This is a genomic window from Streptomyces sp. UG1 (assembly GCF_049974585.1).
Classification (GTDB): domain Bacteria; phylum Actinomycetota; class Actinomycetes; order Streptomycetales; family Streptomycetaceae; genus Streptomyces.
Genome location: NZ_JBNGGG010000057.1, coordinates 33,642 through 48,762 on the forward strand (window position 1 = coordinate 33,642; position 15,121 = coordinate 48,762).

13 protein-coding genes and 1 pseudogene are annotated in these 15,121 nt (G+C 70.2%); 8 read left to right on the forward strand and 6 right to left on the reverse strand.

All coding sequences use genetic code 11. From position 1 onward, the window contains the following. Positions 1-95: 95 nt before the first annotated feature. Positions 96-905, forward strand: coding sequence for a PhzF family phenazine biosynthesis protein (locus tag ACP4J3_RS44575; RefSeq protein WP_426542891.1), 810 nt, complete (start codon positions 96-98; stop codon positions 903-905). Positions 906-930: 25 nt separating this feature from the next. Here the strand turns inward: ACP4J3_RS44575 and ACP4J3_RS44580 are convergent, their stop codons facing one another. Further along, positions 931-1,731, reverse strand: coding sequence for a CPBP family intramembrane glutamic endopeptidase (locus ACP4J3_RS44580; protein ID WP_426542893.1), 801 nt, complete (start codon positions 1,729-1,731; stop codon positions 931-933). Between the two features lie 195 nt (positions 1,732-1,926). On the opposite strand from ACP4J3_RS44580, the gene ACP4J3_RS44585 reads away from it, so the two are divergent. From ACP4J3_RS44585 to ACP4J3_RS44595, 3 genes are all read left to right on the forward strand, one after another. Next, positions 1,927-3,699: a substrate-binding and VWA domain-containing protein gene (locus ACP4J3_RS44585; protein ID WP_426542895.1), complete on the forward strand. Its 1,773-nt coding sequence runs from the start codon at positions 1,927-1,929 to the stop codon at positions 3,697-3,699. Between the two features lie 134 nt (positions 3,700-3,833). Continuing rightward, entirely contained in the window at positions 3,834-4,250 is a 417-nt protein-coding gene (locus ACP4J3_RS44590) for a YciI family protein (protein ID WP_426542897.1), read from the forward strand. Further along, positions 4,243-5,388 (forward strand): RNA polymerase sigma factor, encoded by a 1,146-nt coding sequence (locus ACP4J3_RS44595; RefSeq protein ID WP_426542899.1) that lies wholly within the window; start codon positions 4,243-4,245, stop codon positions 5,386-5,388. The genes ACP4J3_RS44590 and ACP4J3_RS44595 overlap by 8 nt, the downstream gene beginning before the upstream one ends. A gap of 238 nt (positions 5,389-5,626) precedes the next feature. Here ACP4J3_RS44595 and ACP4J3_RS44600 read toward each other — a convergent pair whose 3' ends face one another. Beyond that, positions 5,627-7,144 (reverse strand): glutamate-cysteine ligase family protein, encoded by a 1,518-nt coding sequence (locus ACP4J3_RS44600; RefSeq protein ID WP_426542901.1) that lies wholly within the window; start codon positions 7,142-7,144, stop codon positions 5,627-5,629. Between the two features lie 131 nt (positions 7,145-7,275). Between ACP4J3_RS44600 and ACP4J3_RS44605 the strand changes: the two genes are divergently transcribed. The 3 genes from ACP4J3_RS44605 to ACP4J3_RS44615 all read left to right on the forward strand — a co-directional run bounded on the left by ACP4J3_RS44605 (position 7,276) and on the right by ACP4J3_RS44615 (position 9,026). After that, entirely contained in the window at positions 7,276-7,449 is a 174-nt protein-coding gene (locus tag ACP4J3_RS44605) for a hypothetical protein (RefSeq protein WP_426542903.1), read from the forward strand. A 247-nt stretch (positions 7,450-7,696) separates the two neighbouring features. Then, positions 7,697-8,299 (forward strand): hypothetical protein, encoded by a 603-nt coding sequence (locus tag ACP4J3_RS44610; protein WP_426542905.1) that lies wholly within the window; start codon positions 7,697-7,699, stop codon positions 8,297-8,299. Positions 8,300-8,819: 520 nt separating this feature from the next. After that, positions 8,820-9,026, forward strand: a complete 207-nt coding sequence (locus tag ACP4J3_RS44615; protein WP_194048343.1) for a DUF5999 family protein — start codon at positions 8,820-8,822, stop codon at positions 9,024-9,026. Positions 9,027-9,225: 199 nt separating this feature from the next. On the opposite strand, the gene ACP4J3_RS44620 is transcribed toward ACP4J3_RS44615, so the two are convergent. The 4 genes from ACP4J3_RS44620 to ACP4J3_RS44635 all read right to left on the reverse strand — a co-directional run bounded on the left by ACP4J3_RS44620 (position 9,226) and on the right by ACP4J3_RS44635 (position 13,485). Next, the gene (locus ACP4J3_RS44620; protein WP_426542907.1) at positions 9,226-10,260 is read right to left on the reverse strand and encodes an endo-1,4-beta-xylanase; all 1,035 of its coding nucleotides are present in this window, start codon (positions 10,258-10,260) and stop codon (positions 9,226-9,228) included. A gap of 55 nt (positions 10,261-10,315) precedes the next feature. Next, positions 10,316-11,080: a carbohydrate ABC transporter permease gene (locus ACP4J3_RS44625; RefSeq protein ID WP_426542939.1), complete on the reverse strand. Its 765-nt coding sequence runs from the start codon at positions 11,078-11,080 to the stop codon at positions 10,316-10,318. A gap of 98 nt (positions 11,081-11,178) precedes the next feature. After that, complete coding sequence (locus ACP4J3_RS44630) at positions 11,179-12,183, reverse strand: carbohydrate ABC transporter permease (protein WP_426542909.1); 1,005 nt, start codon at positions 12,181-12,183, stop codon at positions 11,179-11,181. 6 nt (positions 12,184-12,189) lie between these two features. Then, positions 12,190-13,485 carry an extracellular solute-binding protein gene (locus ACP4J3_RS44635; protein ID WP_426542911.1) on the reverse strand — a complete coding sequence of 432 codons (1,296 nt, stop codon included), beginning with the start codon at positions 13,483-13,485 and terminating at the stop codon, positions 12,190-12,192. A 924-nt stretch (positions 13,486-14,409) separates the two neighbouring features. Here ACP4J3_RS44635 and ACP4J3_RS44640 point away from each other — a divergent pair. Next, positions 14,410-15,100: pseudogene (locus tag ACP4J3_RS44640) on the forward strand (hypothetical protein); the annotation flags it as partial. Positions 15,101-15,121 lie beyond the last annotated feature (21 nt).

Sequence of the window (15,121 nt, forward strand, 5' to 3'; positions counted from 1 at the left end):
CCTGCCGTGTCTGTCGTGCCGGCCCTGCGAAATCGGTCCAGCATCCCCGAATTGGCCTTGGCCGCCCCCTCCCCACACCCCCTACCGTCAGCGACATGCGGATTCGAATCGTCGATGCCTTCGCCGACCGTCCCTTCGCCGGCAACCCGGCCGGGGTCCTGCTGCTGGACAGGTTCCCGGAGGACGGCTGGCTTCAGAACGTCGCCATGGAGGTCAATCACGCCGAGACGGCGTTCGCGCACCCGTTGCCCGAGGGCGGGGAGGCCGACTGGGGGCTGCGGTGGTTCACGCCGGTCGCCGAGGTGGCGATGTGCGGGCACGCCACGCTCGCCACGGCCCATGTGCTGCACAACACCGGTGCGCACGAGGGGCCCGTGCGGTTCGCCACCCGCAGCGGTGTCCTCGTCGCCACACCCCGCGAGGACGGCTCGATCACGCTCGACTTCCCGACCGCCCCGCTCACCCCCGTCGAGATCCCGGACGGCGTCGCCGAGGCACTGGGTGCCGAGCCGCTCGGTGCCTTCGACACCGGGCCGAACGTCGGTGACCTGCTCCTCGAACTCGCCGACGAGAAGACGGTCCACGGCCTGGCCCCGGACCTGAAGGCCCTCGGCACGCACTCGCGGCGCGGCATCATCGCCACCGCCCGCGCCGAGGACCCCGCCCGCGGCTACGACTTCCTCTCCCGCTGCTTCTTCCCGAATGTCGGCATCGACGAGGACCCGGTCACCGGCAGCGCCCACACGGCCCTCGCCCCCTTCTGGTCCGAACGCCTCGGCCGGGCCGAGCTCACCGGCCTTCAGGCCTCCCGCCGCTCCGGCCGCATCCGCACGGAGCTCCGCGGCGACCGCACTCTGCTGAGCGGCCGTGCCGTGACCGTCATCGAGGGGGAGTTGATCGCCTAGTGGGCTCCTGGCCCGTCGCTCTCGGTCACGCCGTCGGCAGCCACCCCACCTTCCCGGCGAGCAGCGCGTAACCGACGAACGCCCCTATGTCCAGCAGGGAATGCGCCACAACCAGCGGTCCCACCCGACCCCACCGCCGGTACAGGTACACGAAGACCACACCCATCGCCATGTTGCCCAGGAAGCCCCCGATGCCCTGGTAGAGGTGGTACGAGCCGCGCAGTACGGAACTGGCCACCAGCGCGGTGCCCGGCGTCCAGCCCAACTGGTTCAGGCGGCGCAGCAGATAGCCGACGACGATGACCTCTTCGAGGATCGCGTTCTGCAGCGCGGACAGGATCAGCACCGGGTACTTCCACCACACCGCGGGCAGCGCCTCGGGGACCACGGTGAGGTTGAAGCCGAGTCCGCGAGCGGCCAGGTAGAAGGCGATTCCGGTGCTGCCGATCACCGCCGCGATGAGCGCGCCGCGGCCGAGGTCCGGCCAGGGGCGGGTGCGGTCGAAGCCGAGGGTGCGCAGGCTCTCGCCCTCGCGCAGCAGGAAGTGCGCGACCAGTGCGACGGGCACCAGCGCGGTGGTGATCCCGAAGAGCTGCCAGGCGAGATCCAGCCAGGGACGGCCTGGTGCGGCCGAGGCGTTGAGGGTGGCCGCCTGGTCCTTGAGGCCGCCCGGTTTGGTGACGGAACCGACAAAACTGATCAGGGCGGACACACCACTCGCACCGAGCGAAAGCCCCAGAACAAGCAGCGTCTCATCACGGAAGATCCGTCGCGAGGGCCGCTCATGCGGAAAAGATTCGGCCACGGGGCCTGCCTCGCCCTGCACACCTGCCTCCAGTTGAGTAATCCCGTCTCATCCTCATCGTCGCCCCGCTAGGGTCTCGAAAGCAGTTACGAAGACCGTGCGCGACAAGCCGTTGGGGGGACGGGCGCCGTACGGGGCGTACCGCCCCTCTGCCTGCCATACGGCCGGATTCCGGCGCGTGGTTCAGCAGGGCTGACAGGGAGGGGCACGACCGACATGGGACGTCACAGCTTGCCCGATCAGTATGGGGCGGGCGCCAGCGACCCCCGTCGACGGGCACGACGCCGTACGGTCGCGATCGCGACGGTCCTCGTCCTGGCCGTCGCGGGCGGTACGGCCGCCGCGGTCAGAGGCGGACTGCTGTCGTTCGGCTCCTCCTGCCAGGACGACCCGGTACGGCTGACCCTGGCCGCCTCGCCCGATCTGGCCCCCGCCCTCGAATCGGCGGCGAAGCGGGCCCGGGAGGCGGACCTCACCTCGGACGGGCGGTGCGTCGCCGTGACGGTGAGCGCGCGCGAGCCGTACAAGGTCACGGACGCGCTGCTGGCGGGCCAGGACCCCGGTGCCGAGGTGTGGGTGCCGGACTCGGAGGTGTGGCTCCAGCGGCTCGCGGCGAACGGCGGCACGCCCGACGTCTCCACGGTGGGCCATGTCGCCTCCACCCCGGTCGGCGTGGCGATGGTGCCCACGGCCGCGAAGTCGCTGGGCTGGCCGAAGAAGACGTACGGCTGGCTGGAGCTGGCCGGTGCCGCGCTGCGCGACGACTCGCTCCGGCTCGGCGCGGCCGATCCCGCGCGCAGCGCGACCGGGCTGCTGGCCCTGACCCGGCTGAGCACGGCCGCCGCCGGGGTCGAGGGCGGGGACACGCAGGCCGCGGCGATGATGAAGGCGCTGTCGCAGCGCATCTCCGACAGCGACGGCCAGGTCCTGGACACCCTGCCGCGCGACTCCTCGGGCACCGAGCAGGGCAATCCGAGGCGCAACCAGTCGCTGGTGGTCAGCGAGCAGGCGGCGCACGCGTACAACTCCGCGGCGGACGGCGACAGGAGCCTGGACTTCTTCTATCCGAAGGACGGCTCGCCCCGGCTCGACTACCCGTACACCCTGCTCGAACAGACCGGGCTGACCACCGATCAGAGCCGGGCCGCGATCCGGTTCATGAACTACCTCGACGATCCCCCGCAGCGGCGGCTGCTGGAGCGGCACGGCTTCCGCACCTCCGGCGACGAGGTGCCGGACGCGCTGGTCGCGGGGGCCGGCGGCAGCGGTCCGCAGCCCTACGCGGAGCCCGCGGCCCGGCCGGCCTCCGCGGTCGCGCTCCAGGAGGCCCTCGGGGTGTGGACGATCACCGTGCAGAGCGCGCGGATCACCACGGTCGTGGACGCCTCCGGCTCCATGTCGGAGCCGGTGCCGGGCAGCGGGGGGTCGCGGATGGACGTGACCAAGGCGGCGCTGACGCGGGCTCTCGCCACGTTCACGGCCGAGGACGAGATCGGCCTGTGGGACTTCTCCACCAAGCTGGACGGCGACAAGGACTACCGCGTCCTGGTGCCGACCGACCGGCTCGGCGACCGCAAGGGCGCGGGCACCCAGCGCGACAAGCTGTCGGCGGCATTCGCCGATCTGGCGCCGGTGCCGGACGGGGCGACGGGCCTGTACGACACCACGCTCGCCGCGTACAAGGAGGCGACCGGCTCCTACGCCGACGGCAGGTTCAACGCGCTGGTCGTCCTCACCGACGGTGTGAACGAGGACCGGGGCAGCATCTCGCGCGCCGACCTCATCGACCGGCTCGAGCGCCTGACCAACCCCGAGCGCCCGGTCGCGCTCATCATGATCGCCGTGGGCCCCGACGCCGACCGCGAGGAGGCGAACCGCATCGCCGAGGCCACCGGCGGCTCGGGCCACGAGGTGAGCGACCCGGCCCAGATCCAGTCGGTGATCCTCAAGGCGATCGTGGCGGCGGCTTCACCGGACCGCCAGGGCTGACTGCGGTTCCGACGTCGGAAAAAATCTCGACGACTCCGGAAAAAATCCGGACGGCGATGTCGAGAACGCATGGCCGGCTCCGTCCCAGGGGTGAACGCGACCACAATGGGTCGCAGCACACCGAGGAGAACACGATGGCCAAGTACCTGCTGCTCAAGCACTACCGCGGCGCTCCGGCAGCGGTGAACGACGTGCCGATGGACCAGTGGACGCCGGAGGAGATCTCGGCGCATGTGCAGTACATGACCGACTTCGCGGCACGGCTGGAGAAGACCGGAGAGTTCGTCGACGGCCAGGCGCTCGCCCCCGAGGGGACGTGGGTCCGGTACGACGGTGAGGGGCGTCCGCCGGTCACCGACGGGCCGTTCGCCGAGACCAAGGACCTCATCGCCGGCTGGATGGTGATCGACGTCGACAGCTACGAGCGTGCGGTCGAGCTGGCCGGGGAGCTGTCGGCCGCTCCCGGGGCGGGCGGTAAGCCGATCCACGAGTGGCTGGAGGTGCGCCCGTTCCTGGCCGCGAATCCCACCGTCCCGGAATGCCATGGATGAGGCGCTGCTGAGGAGCCTCACGCCGAGCGTGCTCGCCGTCCTCGTCCGCCGCGGAGCAGACTTCGCGGCGGCCGAGGACGCCGTACAGGAGGCGCTGATCGAGGCACTGCGGGTGTGGCCCGCCGACCCGCCACGGGACCCGAAGGGCTGGCTGGTCACGGCCGCCTGGCGCAAGTTCCTCGACGCCACGCGGGCGGACACGGCCCGCCGCCGGCGTGAGGACCGCGTCGACGAGGAGCCGGCACCCGGACCGACGCCGTCGGTCGACGACACGCTCCAGCTCTACTTCCTGTGCGCCCACCCCTCACTGAGCCCGTCCTCCGCGGTCGCGCTCACGCTGCGTGCCGTCGGCGGGCTCACCACCCGCCAGATCGCCCAGGCCTACCTGGTGCCCGAGGCGACCATGGCGCAGCGGATCAGCCGGGCCAAGCGCACCGTCTCCGGCGTGCGGCTCGACCGGCCCGGCGATGTCGCCACCGTGCTGCGCGTGCTGTACCTGGTGTTCAACGAGGGCTACTCCGGCGACGTCGACCTCGCCGCGGAGGCGATCCGGCTCACCCGGCAGCTCGCGGCCGCGATCGACCACCCCGAGGTGTCGGGACTGCTCGCCCTGATGCTGCTCCACGATGCGCGCCGGGCCGGCCGGACCGCGGCCGACGGCAGCCTGGTGCCGCTCGCCGAGCAGGACCGCAGCCGGTGGGACACGAAGGCGATCGCCGAGGGCGTCGGGATCCTCCAGGCGGCCCTCGCCCGCGACCGGCTCGGCGAGTTCCAGGCCCAGGCCGCCATCGCCGCCCTCCACGCCGACGCGCCCACCGCCGAGGAGACCGACTGGGTGCAGATCGTCGAGTGGTACGACGAGCTGGCTGGCCTCACCGACAGCCCGGTCGTCCGCCTCAACCGCGCGGTCGCGATCGGCGAGGCCGACGGCCCACGCGCCGGCCTGGCAGCACTCGCCGAACTGCCCGACTCCCTGCCCCGCCACACCGCGGCGGCGGCCTACCTCCACGAACGCGACGGCGACCTGGCGAAGGCGGCCCGCCTGTACGCCGAGGCGGCCCAGAAGGCCCTCAACCTCGCCGAGCGCGACTACCTGACCCGCCAGGCGGCCCGCCTCAACACGAGCCGACGCGGCTGACGAGCGGCGCTCGCGCAGCAGTTCAGCCCGGCACAATCCCGCCCCTCACCACACCGACGCCACGGCTACACGGCTACACGGCTACACGGCCAAGCAACGCCATGGACGCCCGCCCTCGCAGAGCGCGACCACCCCACCCGGCAACCAGCTCGGCTCATCACAAGCCGACACCCACGACTGCACACCCAAGCAGCCCCACAGGCGCTCGCGGAGCGCTTCTCCCGACCGGACCCGCCCCTCACCCCAACGGCACCGGCTCCAACAACCCCACCGGCCACATGTGCACCGGCTCCCCCCGAAGCATCAGCTCGCGGTACCGGCGGGTCGTCGCCGCCAGTGCCGCCTCTCGGGTCAGGCCCGACTCCAGTGCCCGGTGGAAGGTGGCCGCCTGCCAGGACGCGCCGTTCATGCGCCTGCGGCACCGCTCCTCGATGACGCCGAGGTAGAGGTCCCGGTCGGCCGGCTCCACCCCCCACGCGTCCAGGCCGACCTCGGCGAGCGGCAGCAGTTCGTCGCGTACGAGGCTCACCGCGTCGACCTCGGTGGTGCCGCCGTACCGCCCGCGTCTCGGCCAGCGCAGCCGCGCGTCGATGCCGTGCTCGCACGCCGCGTCGAAGTTGGCGGCCGCCGCCTCGAAGGGCAGCCGGGTCCACACCGGCCGCGTCTCCTCGGCGAGGGCGCGGACGACGCCGTAGTAGAAGGCCGCGTTGGCGATGACGTCCGTGATGGTGGGCCCGGCGGGCAGCACGCGGTTCTCCACGCGCAGGTGCGGGACGCCGTCGGCGATGCCGTAGACCGGGCGGTTCCAGCGGTACACGGTGCCGTTGTGCAGGACGAGTTCTGCGAGCGTCGGTACGCCGCCGGAGTCGAGGACGGCGAGCGGGTCCTCGTCGTCGCAGATCGGCAGCAGGGCCGGGAAGTAGCGCAGGTTCTCCTCGAAGAGGTCGTGCGCCGAGGTGACCCACTTCTCCCCGAACCAGGTGCGCGGCCGCACGCCCTGGGCCTGGAGCTCGGGCGGGCGGGTGTCGGTGGACTGCTGGAACAGCGGCGGGCGGGACTCCCGCCACAGCTCACGCCCGAACAGGAAGGGCGAGTTGGCGCCGACGGCGACCTGCGCGGCGGCGACCGCCTGCGCGGCGTTCCAGACGTCGGCGAAGCGGCCGGGGGTGACCTGGAGGTGCAGTTGCACGGAGGTGCAGGCGGCCTCGGGGGCTATGGACTTCGAGGTGCAGGTCAGACGCTCCACACCGGCGATGTCGAGGGTGAAGTCCTCGCCGCGGGCGGCCACGATCTGGTCGTTGAGGAGGACGTAGCGATCGACGTCGGAGAGGTTGGAGGAGACCAGGTCGTCCCGGTCGAGCGTCGGCAGAATGCCGATCATCAGGATTCCCGCGTCGACCTCACCCGCTTTTCGGTCGGCATATGCCAGGGACGTACGGAGTTCCTCGGCCAGCCGGTCGAATACCCGCCCCTGCAATCGATGTGGGGCTATGTTGACTTCCAGATTGAACATGGCGAGTTCTGTTTGGAAATCACGGCTCGCGATGCGCTCAAGTACCTGCGCATTCAACATTTTCGGCATACCGTCCGAGCCGGTGATGTTCAGCTCGATCTCCAGCCCCATGAGGTTCTTGGGGCGATCGAACCGCTGCTCGGCCAGCAGCCGCTCCAGGCCCGTCAGGCACTGCCGCAGCTTCTCGCGGTAGTGCTGCCGATCGGACAGATCGAACCGACCTGCCACGACCTTCTCCCCCATCGAAGCGTCCCTCCTCGGATGGGCGGGCCGAGGATCCGGCCGCCCGGTCTCCCGGGTCAGGTTGGATGATGCCCAGCCGAAGCGATCGATAACGTCCTCACGCGGCCCCCGTGCCCGCTACCCTGTCGAATGTGACCGCTGGCACATTCAGCGGGCATGCTGCACCTGTGCAGTTTCGAACGGCTCACGAACTCGTGAAAAATGCCGACGAGAATTGGCCGACCGCATTGACGGCCTTTTCCGAGGTCATCGCCGCGACACCACCCGGGAATCGGGATGATTCCCGCATATCGGCGACCGAATGACTCCTTGCCGAGTGCACCGAAAGCGGTTAGACGAAACACCGTCTGAACACTCGTCGTATAAACTCCGCAATCAAGGCAGAGGGTTGGCGCCCGCGGTCCCGGACCTGCCGTCCAGGTGACGTACGGCAGGCCTCACCCATCCCCCTTGGCACCCAGACCCCGGCCCCCGCCCTCTGACCTCCGTGAGCTGACAGCGCCGTCCGCCCCGCCCTCGCGCCATTGCCTGTCGAATGAGAGGCGACCCACCATGCCCCTGCATGTCCCCCCGGCTCCCGCGCCCGCACTTCGCTCCGTCCTCACCGCGCTCGGCTCGCCCACCGCGGTCCGCGAAGCCCGAACACCCTCGCTGCGCGCCGCCCAGGGGCCGGCCACTCCCGAACTCCCACTGCCCGTCCACGTCCTGGACGAGATCACCCCGGCGGGCATGTCCGCGACCCGGCTGGCCGGCTGGCGCTTCCTGATCCGGTGCGGCGGCCGCGCGGTGGCCGCCGCCGAGACCCGTCTGACCCCCGACGGCTGGGCCTTCTCGCACTTCTTCGAGGGCCCGTACATCGCCTCGACCGAGCGCGCACTGCACCAGGCCGAGACGGTCACCCAGCCCTACCAGCCGCGCCTGCTGTCGTTCCCCGGCCTCTACATGCTCGCCCTCTGGCTGCACGGCGACTGCACCGCCGACAGCGCCACCGGGCACCCCGACCCCGCCGACATCCTGGTGCCGCTGGCCCCGGCCCCGCCCGGCATCGCGGCCCATGTGCCGCACCGGGTCGCCGAGCTGCTCCCGGTGCTCACCCACCGGGCGACCCCGGCCCCGGTGCCACCCCTGCCCCCGCTGCTCGGCTCGCCCGCCTGACGGCACCCCCGCGCCAGCGCCCACGTACCCCGCCGCGCCTTTCCCGGGTGGCGGGGTACGCCGCTGTCCGGCGATGGGATTAGGCTCGTATCGGACAACAGGAAACACGTACGCACGAGCCATAAAGCACTCGTACGAGCGAGAAAACACTCGCCTGAGCGCAAAAAGGCGAAAGCACGAGGAAGCACGGGTCAAGGCCTCGCTCGCACGAGCGACAATACGCTCGAACGAGCCCTCGCAGCCCCCGGGTCCGCACGGACTAGCCCTATCCGACCACTGCGAACCACCCGAAGTGACAGTGCAGTTGGGATGAACCATCCGCGCGGGTGAAGCGTCATCAACCTGTAAGAAAGCGGTGCTGCGAAATCCCTGCGGATTGACGCCCGTGGGGCAACACTGGGTTCCGACCGACTAATCACAACGGGGGGCGGCCATGAACGAAGCTTCACGCCGCGAAACAGACACCGAAGCAGACACCACAGCCATCTCACCGATCACGACAGAGCGAAAGATCCCCTCCATGTGCCAGCACCAGCCACCGTGTCCCTCAGCCCACTCCGCCGACCGGGAGTCCGCCCGTCTCGTGGCGCACCACCCGGAGCAGGGGTGGAGTCTGCTGTGCAACGGCGTTCTGCTCTTCGAGGACACCGGTGAGCTCCTGCCCGACGGCCAGATCATCGCCCCGCACCGTCCGCTGGGCACCGGCAAGGTGATGACGGCCGCGTAGCGCCCGCCGGCGGGCCACGCCGGTCAGACGCTGCGCCACCGGGCGGCACGACGGACGCCCGGAGTACTCCCAGGGGCCGGTCGCAGACCCTGACTGCGAGCCGGCCCCGATGTGTGTCCGGGGCCGCTCACGCACCGTAGTCCACCGTGCGTCCCGGGCGACCCTCGTACCGACGCCCGTGACGCCCGGCAGCCGCGGCCTACCTCAGCGCCTGACGCAGCGCGAAGTACGCGGGCTTCGGCCGCAGTTCCTCGTCCCACGGCAGGGCGGCTCCCTCGCCCGGGAAGAAGTCAGGGATCCAGGAGTACTTGTCCGTGTAGTCCCAGAGCGTGATCCCCACACACCGGCGCACCGCCAGGCACGCCTCGGTCATGTCCCGGTACCAGTCGGCCTGCTGCGCCAGCTTCTCCTCGGTCGCGGGCAGTTCCATCCGTACGTCGACCTCGGTGAGCGCCGTGTCCAGGCCGAGCCGGGCGAACCGGCGCAGGTTGTCCTCCAGCGTGGCCGGATAGCCGTACTGGAGCGCCAGATGGGTCTGCAGGCCGAAGCCGTGCAGCGGGACGCCGCGGGCCTTGAGCTGCTTGGCCAGCCTGTAGTAGGCGTCGCTCTTCGGGCCGACCGCCTCGACGTTGTAGTCGTTGAGGTAGAGCCTGGCCTTCGGGTCGGCCTGGTGGGCCCAGCGCAGGGCGTCGGCGATGTAGCCGGGGCCGAGCGTCTTGTAGAAGACCGTCTCGCGGTAGGTGCCGTCCTCGTTGAACGCCTCGTTGACGACGTCCCAGGCGTAGATCTTGCCCCGGTAGTGCCGCACCTCGGTCTGGATGTGCTTCTTCAGTACGGCCCTCAGCTCGGTCGCCGTCCACTCGCGGCCGGTGAGCCAGTCCGGCAACTGGCTGTGCCAGACCAGGGTGTGGCCGCGCACCTTCTGGTGATTGGCGCGGGCGAGGTTCACGATCTCGTCGCCCTTGGAGAAGTCGAAGACGCCCTGCTCGGGTTCGGTGGCGTACCACTTCATGCCGTTGCCGGGGGTGATCTGGTCGAACTCGCTGCCGAGGAGTGCCTTGTAAGGCTCGTCGACGAGTTCGGGGTTGTCGGTCGCGCTGCCGAAGTAGCGGCCGTGGCGCTGGGCGAGGTCGGCGAGGGTGGGCTCCTGGTGGCCCGCCTGGGCGGGCGAGCCGACGACCGCGACCAGGGCGGCCGCGAGGACGCCGACGAGTCTGAGACGGTTCTTGCGCATGGTGCGACTCCTCACGAGATGGGTGGTGGGTGAGCCGTACGTCCGCCTGTGCGCGTCATCCCTTGGTGGCGCCGGCGGTGAGGCCGCCGACGAGCTGGCGCTCGGCGACCGAGTAGAAGGCGAGGGCCGGGACCATGGCCAGCACCAGGTAGGCGAAGACGCGGGCGTAGTCGGCGGAGTACTGGCCCTGGAACTGCTGGACGCCGATGGGGATCGTCCACCAGGTGGAGTCGGTGAACACCAGCAGCGGCAGGAAGAAGTTGTTCCAGCTCGTGACCACGGCCAGGACCGAGACGGTGCCCAGCGCGGGCCGCGCCATGGGCAGCAGCACCCGCCAGAAGAACCCGAAGGAAGTGCACCCGTCGAGCGTGGCCGCCTCCTCCAGCTCGCCGGGGATCTGACGGAAGAAGCCGCGCAGGATGATGATGGTCATCGGCAGCCCGAAGGCGGCCTGCGGGAGGATCACGCCGAGCGGGTTGTCCAGCAGGCCCAGGGAGCGCAGCAGCAGGAACAGGGGCAGGGCCGCCACCGCGAAGGGGAACATCAGGCCCATGGTGAAGAGGGTGAACAGCGTCTCGCGGCCGCGGAAGGCGAAGCGCGCGAAGGAGAACGCCGAGAGCGCGGAGACCGCCACGACCAGGACGGTCGTCCCCACCGCGATCAGGGTGCTGTTGCCGATCAGCCGCCAGAAGTCGCCCGACCCGAGGATGCCCGTGTAGTTGCCGGTCTCCCAGGACTCGGGCAGGCCGACCGGGTTGCGGGAGAGCTCGTCGGTGGACTTGAAGCCGGACAGCACGGCGTAGAGCAGCGGCACGACCATCACCGCGCCGACGACCACGAGGATCACATGCAGGGGCAGGCTCCTACCGCCGGTCTTCTTACCGACCCTCCTGCCGCTCTTCCTGCCCGCCGTGGCCGTCACTTGGCGCCTCCCCGCATCGTGGTGGTGGCTCCTTCGAGGTCGCGGCGGAGCACGAACCGCTGGTAGGCGAGGGCGAAGACGAGGCTGATGCCGAACATGACCACGCTGATCGCGCTGGCGTAGCCGACCTGGTAGCGCTTGAAGCCGTACTGGAACATGGTCACGGCCATCGTCTCCGAGTGATGGTCGGGACCGCCCGCCGTGGTCACCCAGACCAGGTCGAAGAGCTGGATCGCCCCGATCACGGACAGGAACACGCTGATCCTGAGGGTGGGCGCGAGCAGCGGCAGGGTGACGTTGCGGAAGCGCTGCCAGGCGTTCGCGCCGTCGATGAGCGCGGCCTCGGTCAACTCGGCGGGGACGGACTGGAGTCCGGCCAGGTAGAGCATCATGTGGAAGCCGAAGTACTTCCACGTCATGACCAGGAACAGGGTGGCCATGACGGTGGACTGGTCGGCGAACCACTCACCGCCGAGCCCGTCGAGGCCGATGCCTCCCAGGATCTGGTCGGCGAAGCCGTCGCCGGGGGCGAAGATCATGCCGAACAGGACGCCGGTGATGGCCTCGGACAGGACGTACGGCCCGAAGAACAGCATCCGGTAGAAGGCCCGGCCGCGCAGCTTCTGGTTGAGCAGCACGGCCATGGCGAGCGCGAACGGCAGTTGGATGGCGAGCGACAGCACGACCAGGAGCAGACAGCGCCACAGGTCCCCCAGGAAGACCGGGTCCTTGAAGAGCCGGGTGAAGTTGTCGCCGCCGATGTAGTCGGACGGCATGCCGAAGCCGCCCCAGCGGAAGAAGGCCGCGTACAGGGCGAACAGCATCGGCAGCAGCACCAGGACGAGGAACAGCACCAGGGCGGGCACCTGGAAGCCGACCGCGCCGAGCCAGTGCAGCACGCGCCGCCGGGCCCGCCCCCGAGCCGCGCGTGCGGTCGAGGGCGGGAGGTCGGCGCCGGGGCCGGGCTGCTTGTCGGCGGACGGCAGGAACGTGGAGGTCATCGCCGGCTACTGCTCTTCCTTCGCGGTCTTCGTGATCGACTCGGTGACCTGCTGCGGGGACTTGGACCCGGCGATGAGCGCGCCGACGCTGTCGTTGACCTCCTGGCCGACGGCGGGCGCGTAGGCCTGGTCGAGATAGAGCTGGAAGCCGGTGGCGGCCTTCAACTGTGCTTGTACGGCCTTGATGTTGGGGTCGGTGATGGCGCTCTCGGCGGCCGGGACCACGGGCAGGGCCCCGGTCTTCTTGACCAGTTCCACATCCGTTTCCTCGGAGGCGAAGAACTTCAGGAAGTCGACGGCCGCCTGTGGCGCTCCGCTGCGCAGGGCGTGTCCGCCGCCCCCGCCGAACACCTCGGTGATCGTGCCCTTGCCGCCGTCGACCGCCGGGAACGGGAAGAAGCCGAGGTCGTCACCGAGGCCCTTGCCGGCGTCGGCCTGGACGATCGGGGCCCACTGGCCCATGAGTTCCATCGCTGCCTTGCCGTTGCCGACGGCCGCGGCCTGCCCGGTGGGGCTGGAGTAGGCGGCGCCGAGGAAGCCCTTCTGGTACGGCCGGAGGTCGACGAGTTCCTGGAGGTGCTGGCCGGCCTGGACGAAGGCGTCGCCGGTGAAGTCCTTGTCGTCGTACGCCTTCTGCAGGGCGGCGGCGCCAGCGGTGCGCATCGCGAGGTAGGCCCAGTAGTACATGCCGGTCCACGTCTCTTTGCCGGCGAGGGCGAGCGGAGTGGTGCCCTTGGCCTTCAACTTCCGTACGGCGTCCAGGAAGCCGCTCCAAGTGGTGGGCGGCTCGGTGATGCCGGCGTCCTTGAAGAGCGCCTTGTTGTACCAGAAGCCGACCATGCCCATGTCGAACGGAATGCCGTACACCTTCTCGTCGAGGAGGTACGGCTCCTTCGCGACGGGCAGCAGGCCGCCGGCGAAGTCTTTCGTGCGGTCCGTGAGGTCCTCGACGAGCCCGGCGTCGACCTGCTGCTTGAGGACGCCGCCGCCCCAGGTGTGGAAGATGTCGGGGAGCTTCCCGGAGGCGGTCAGCGCCGTCATCTTCGATTTGTAGGCGTCGTTCTCCAACTGAACGATCTTTATCTTCACCTTGGGGTTCTGGGCCTCGAACTTCTTGGCCAGCGCCGCCCAGACGCTCTTCGTCGGTTCGGTGGTGGAGATGTTCCACCACTCGATGGTGGTCGTGCCGTCCGACGACCCTCCGTCCGAGTCACCGCCGCAACCGCTCAGTGCCGTCACGCCCACACCGGCCGCGGCGGAGGCCGCCAGGAAGCCTCTGCGGGACAGTCCCGGGTCGCCCATCATGCGCTCCTTGGGTACGGGACGGCTCGTCCATGGCCGTCCACCGGATCGCCTGGATCGAAAGTTTCGTAATAGATCCAGAAAGCTGCGTTGCTGCCGCACCCTAGAGACAGCTCCCAAACGGTGGCAACCCCTTGTACGCGGTGAATCTGACGGGCGAATCCACCAACCGACCATCAGGGCCCGCACGACGTGGGGGGAGGGGACGCACCCGAACCAGCCGAACGCTGGGCGATCCGTCGGGGCCTCCACCCCCCCATCCCGAGCGACCCGCCCGACACCGCCTGCCGTACCGGACGATGCGGGCGAGCACACCCACCTCTCCACCGCAGGCCTGGACGTCGCAGCGACGAGCCTCGCCGACGCACACGGACAACCCGGCGCGGCGCGTTCCGGGGCCCAGCCGGGCCGTGAACCATCAGCCGGGCACCGCTGGCGACGCCGCCATACGAAGGTGCGCCTGGGCCAGCCGAAACATTCGACCCACACGACGAACTTTACGGAAGCGTCCGTAAGTGCGCACCTGGGACGCAACAAGGGCACGGGGCACCCACCGCTCACGGCCGTCGTCCAGGGCCCCGGACGCGGGGAGGAGCAGGGGCTCCGGGGCGTGCCACCGACGCTATGTATGCCCGGTGCCCCAGGTCATGGACTCCTCCGGGTTGCTGACGCGGGGGGCTCGCCCGCGATCGGCACGTTCTTGCGGCTTGCGGCTCGCGGCTCGCGGCTCGCGGCTCGCGGCTCGCGGCTCGCGGCTCGCGGCTCGCGGCTCGCGGCTCGCGGCTCGCAGTCGAACACTCTCCGTACCGAGCCCCGCACCCCGCCAGGCCCAAAAGGCCCCCGCACCGGAAGGCGGAGCGCGCGGACGAGGGCCGGCCCTGGTACCGGGTCATGTGCCTGACCGGCGTCGACTACTTCTCGACCGTCGTGGCCGTCGGCGTCCACCACGTAATCGGCCAGGGCCACGTGATCATCGACTGGCCCCACGGCCTCCCGGCCGAGCACGGCAACGTCTTCGTCATGATCGGCGTCGCCCTGATCGTCTTCCCCAAGCTCGCGCTCACCTACCTCGCGCACCAGTACCTCGGCGGCACCTTCGGCACGGTCTATGGTCGCGTTCCTGGTCACCTGGCTCTTCGACGCCGACGTCGACGCCCAGGGCAGCGCATACGCCACCGGCGTGCTGGTGCTCATCAGCTCAGCCGCGATCGCCGTGACCGTCGCGGCCCGCGAGGCCGGTCAGCGCAACCGGTCCATCGGCTTCACGGTCATCTCCGCGGTCGCCTGCTTCATCGCCGGCATCATCCTCGTCTCCCTCTCTCGCGGCTGATGCGCACCTTCGAGCTCCGCGTGACCAGCCGAGTACCGAGGCAAGATCGAGCAGATACGCGTCGACAACGACCTGTCCGAGCGGGAGGACTTCGTCTTAGTCGAGGTCACGGTCACCGACCCCGCCGAGTTCGAGGCAGGCCTGACGGTGCGCGGCCAGACCATGCACCACCGCTACCGTGTCCTCACCCTTTTCGGTCAGGGAGAGGTCGCCCCGCGCACCCGCGAGGCGCCGCGCGAGGCCGAGCCGGACCGGGACCGCCGACCCCGGGTGCACACCAGCTGAACCGGCCACGGCCATCAGGAT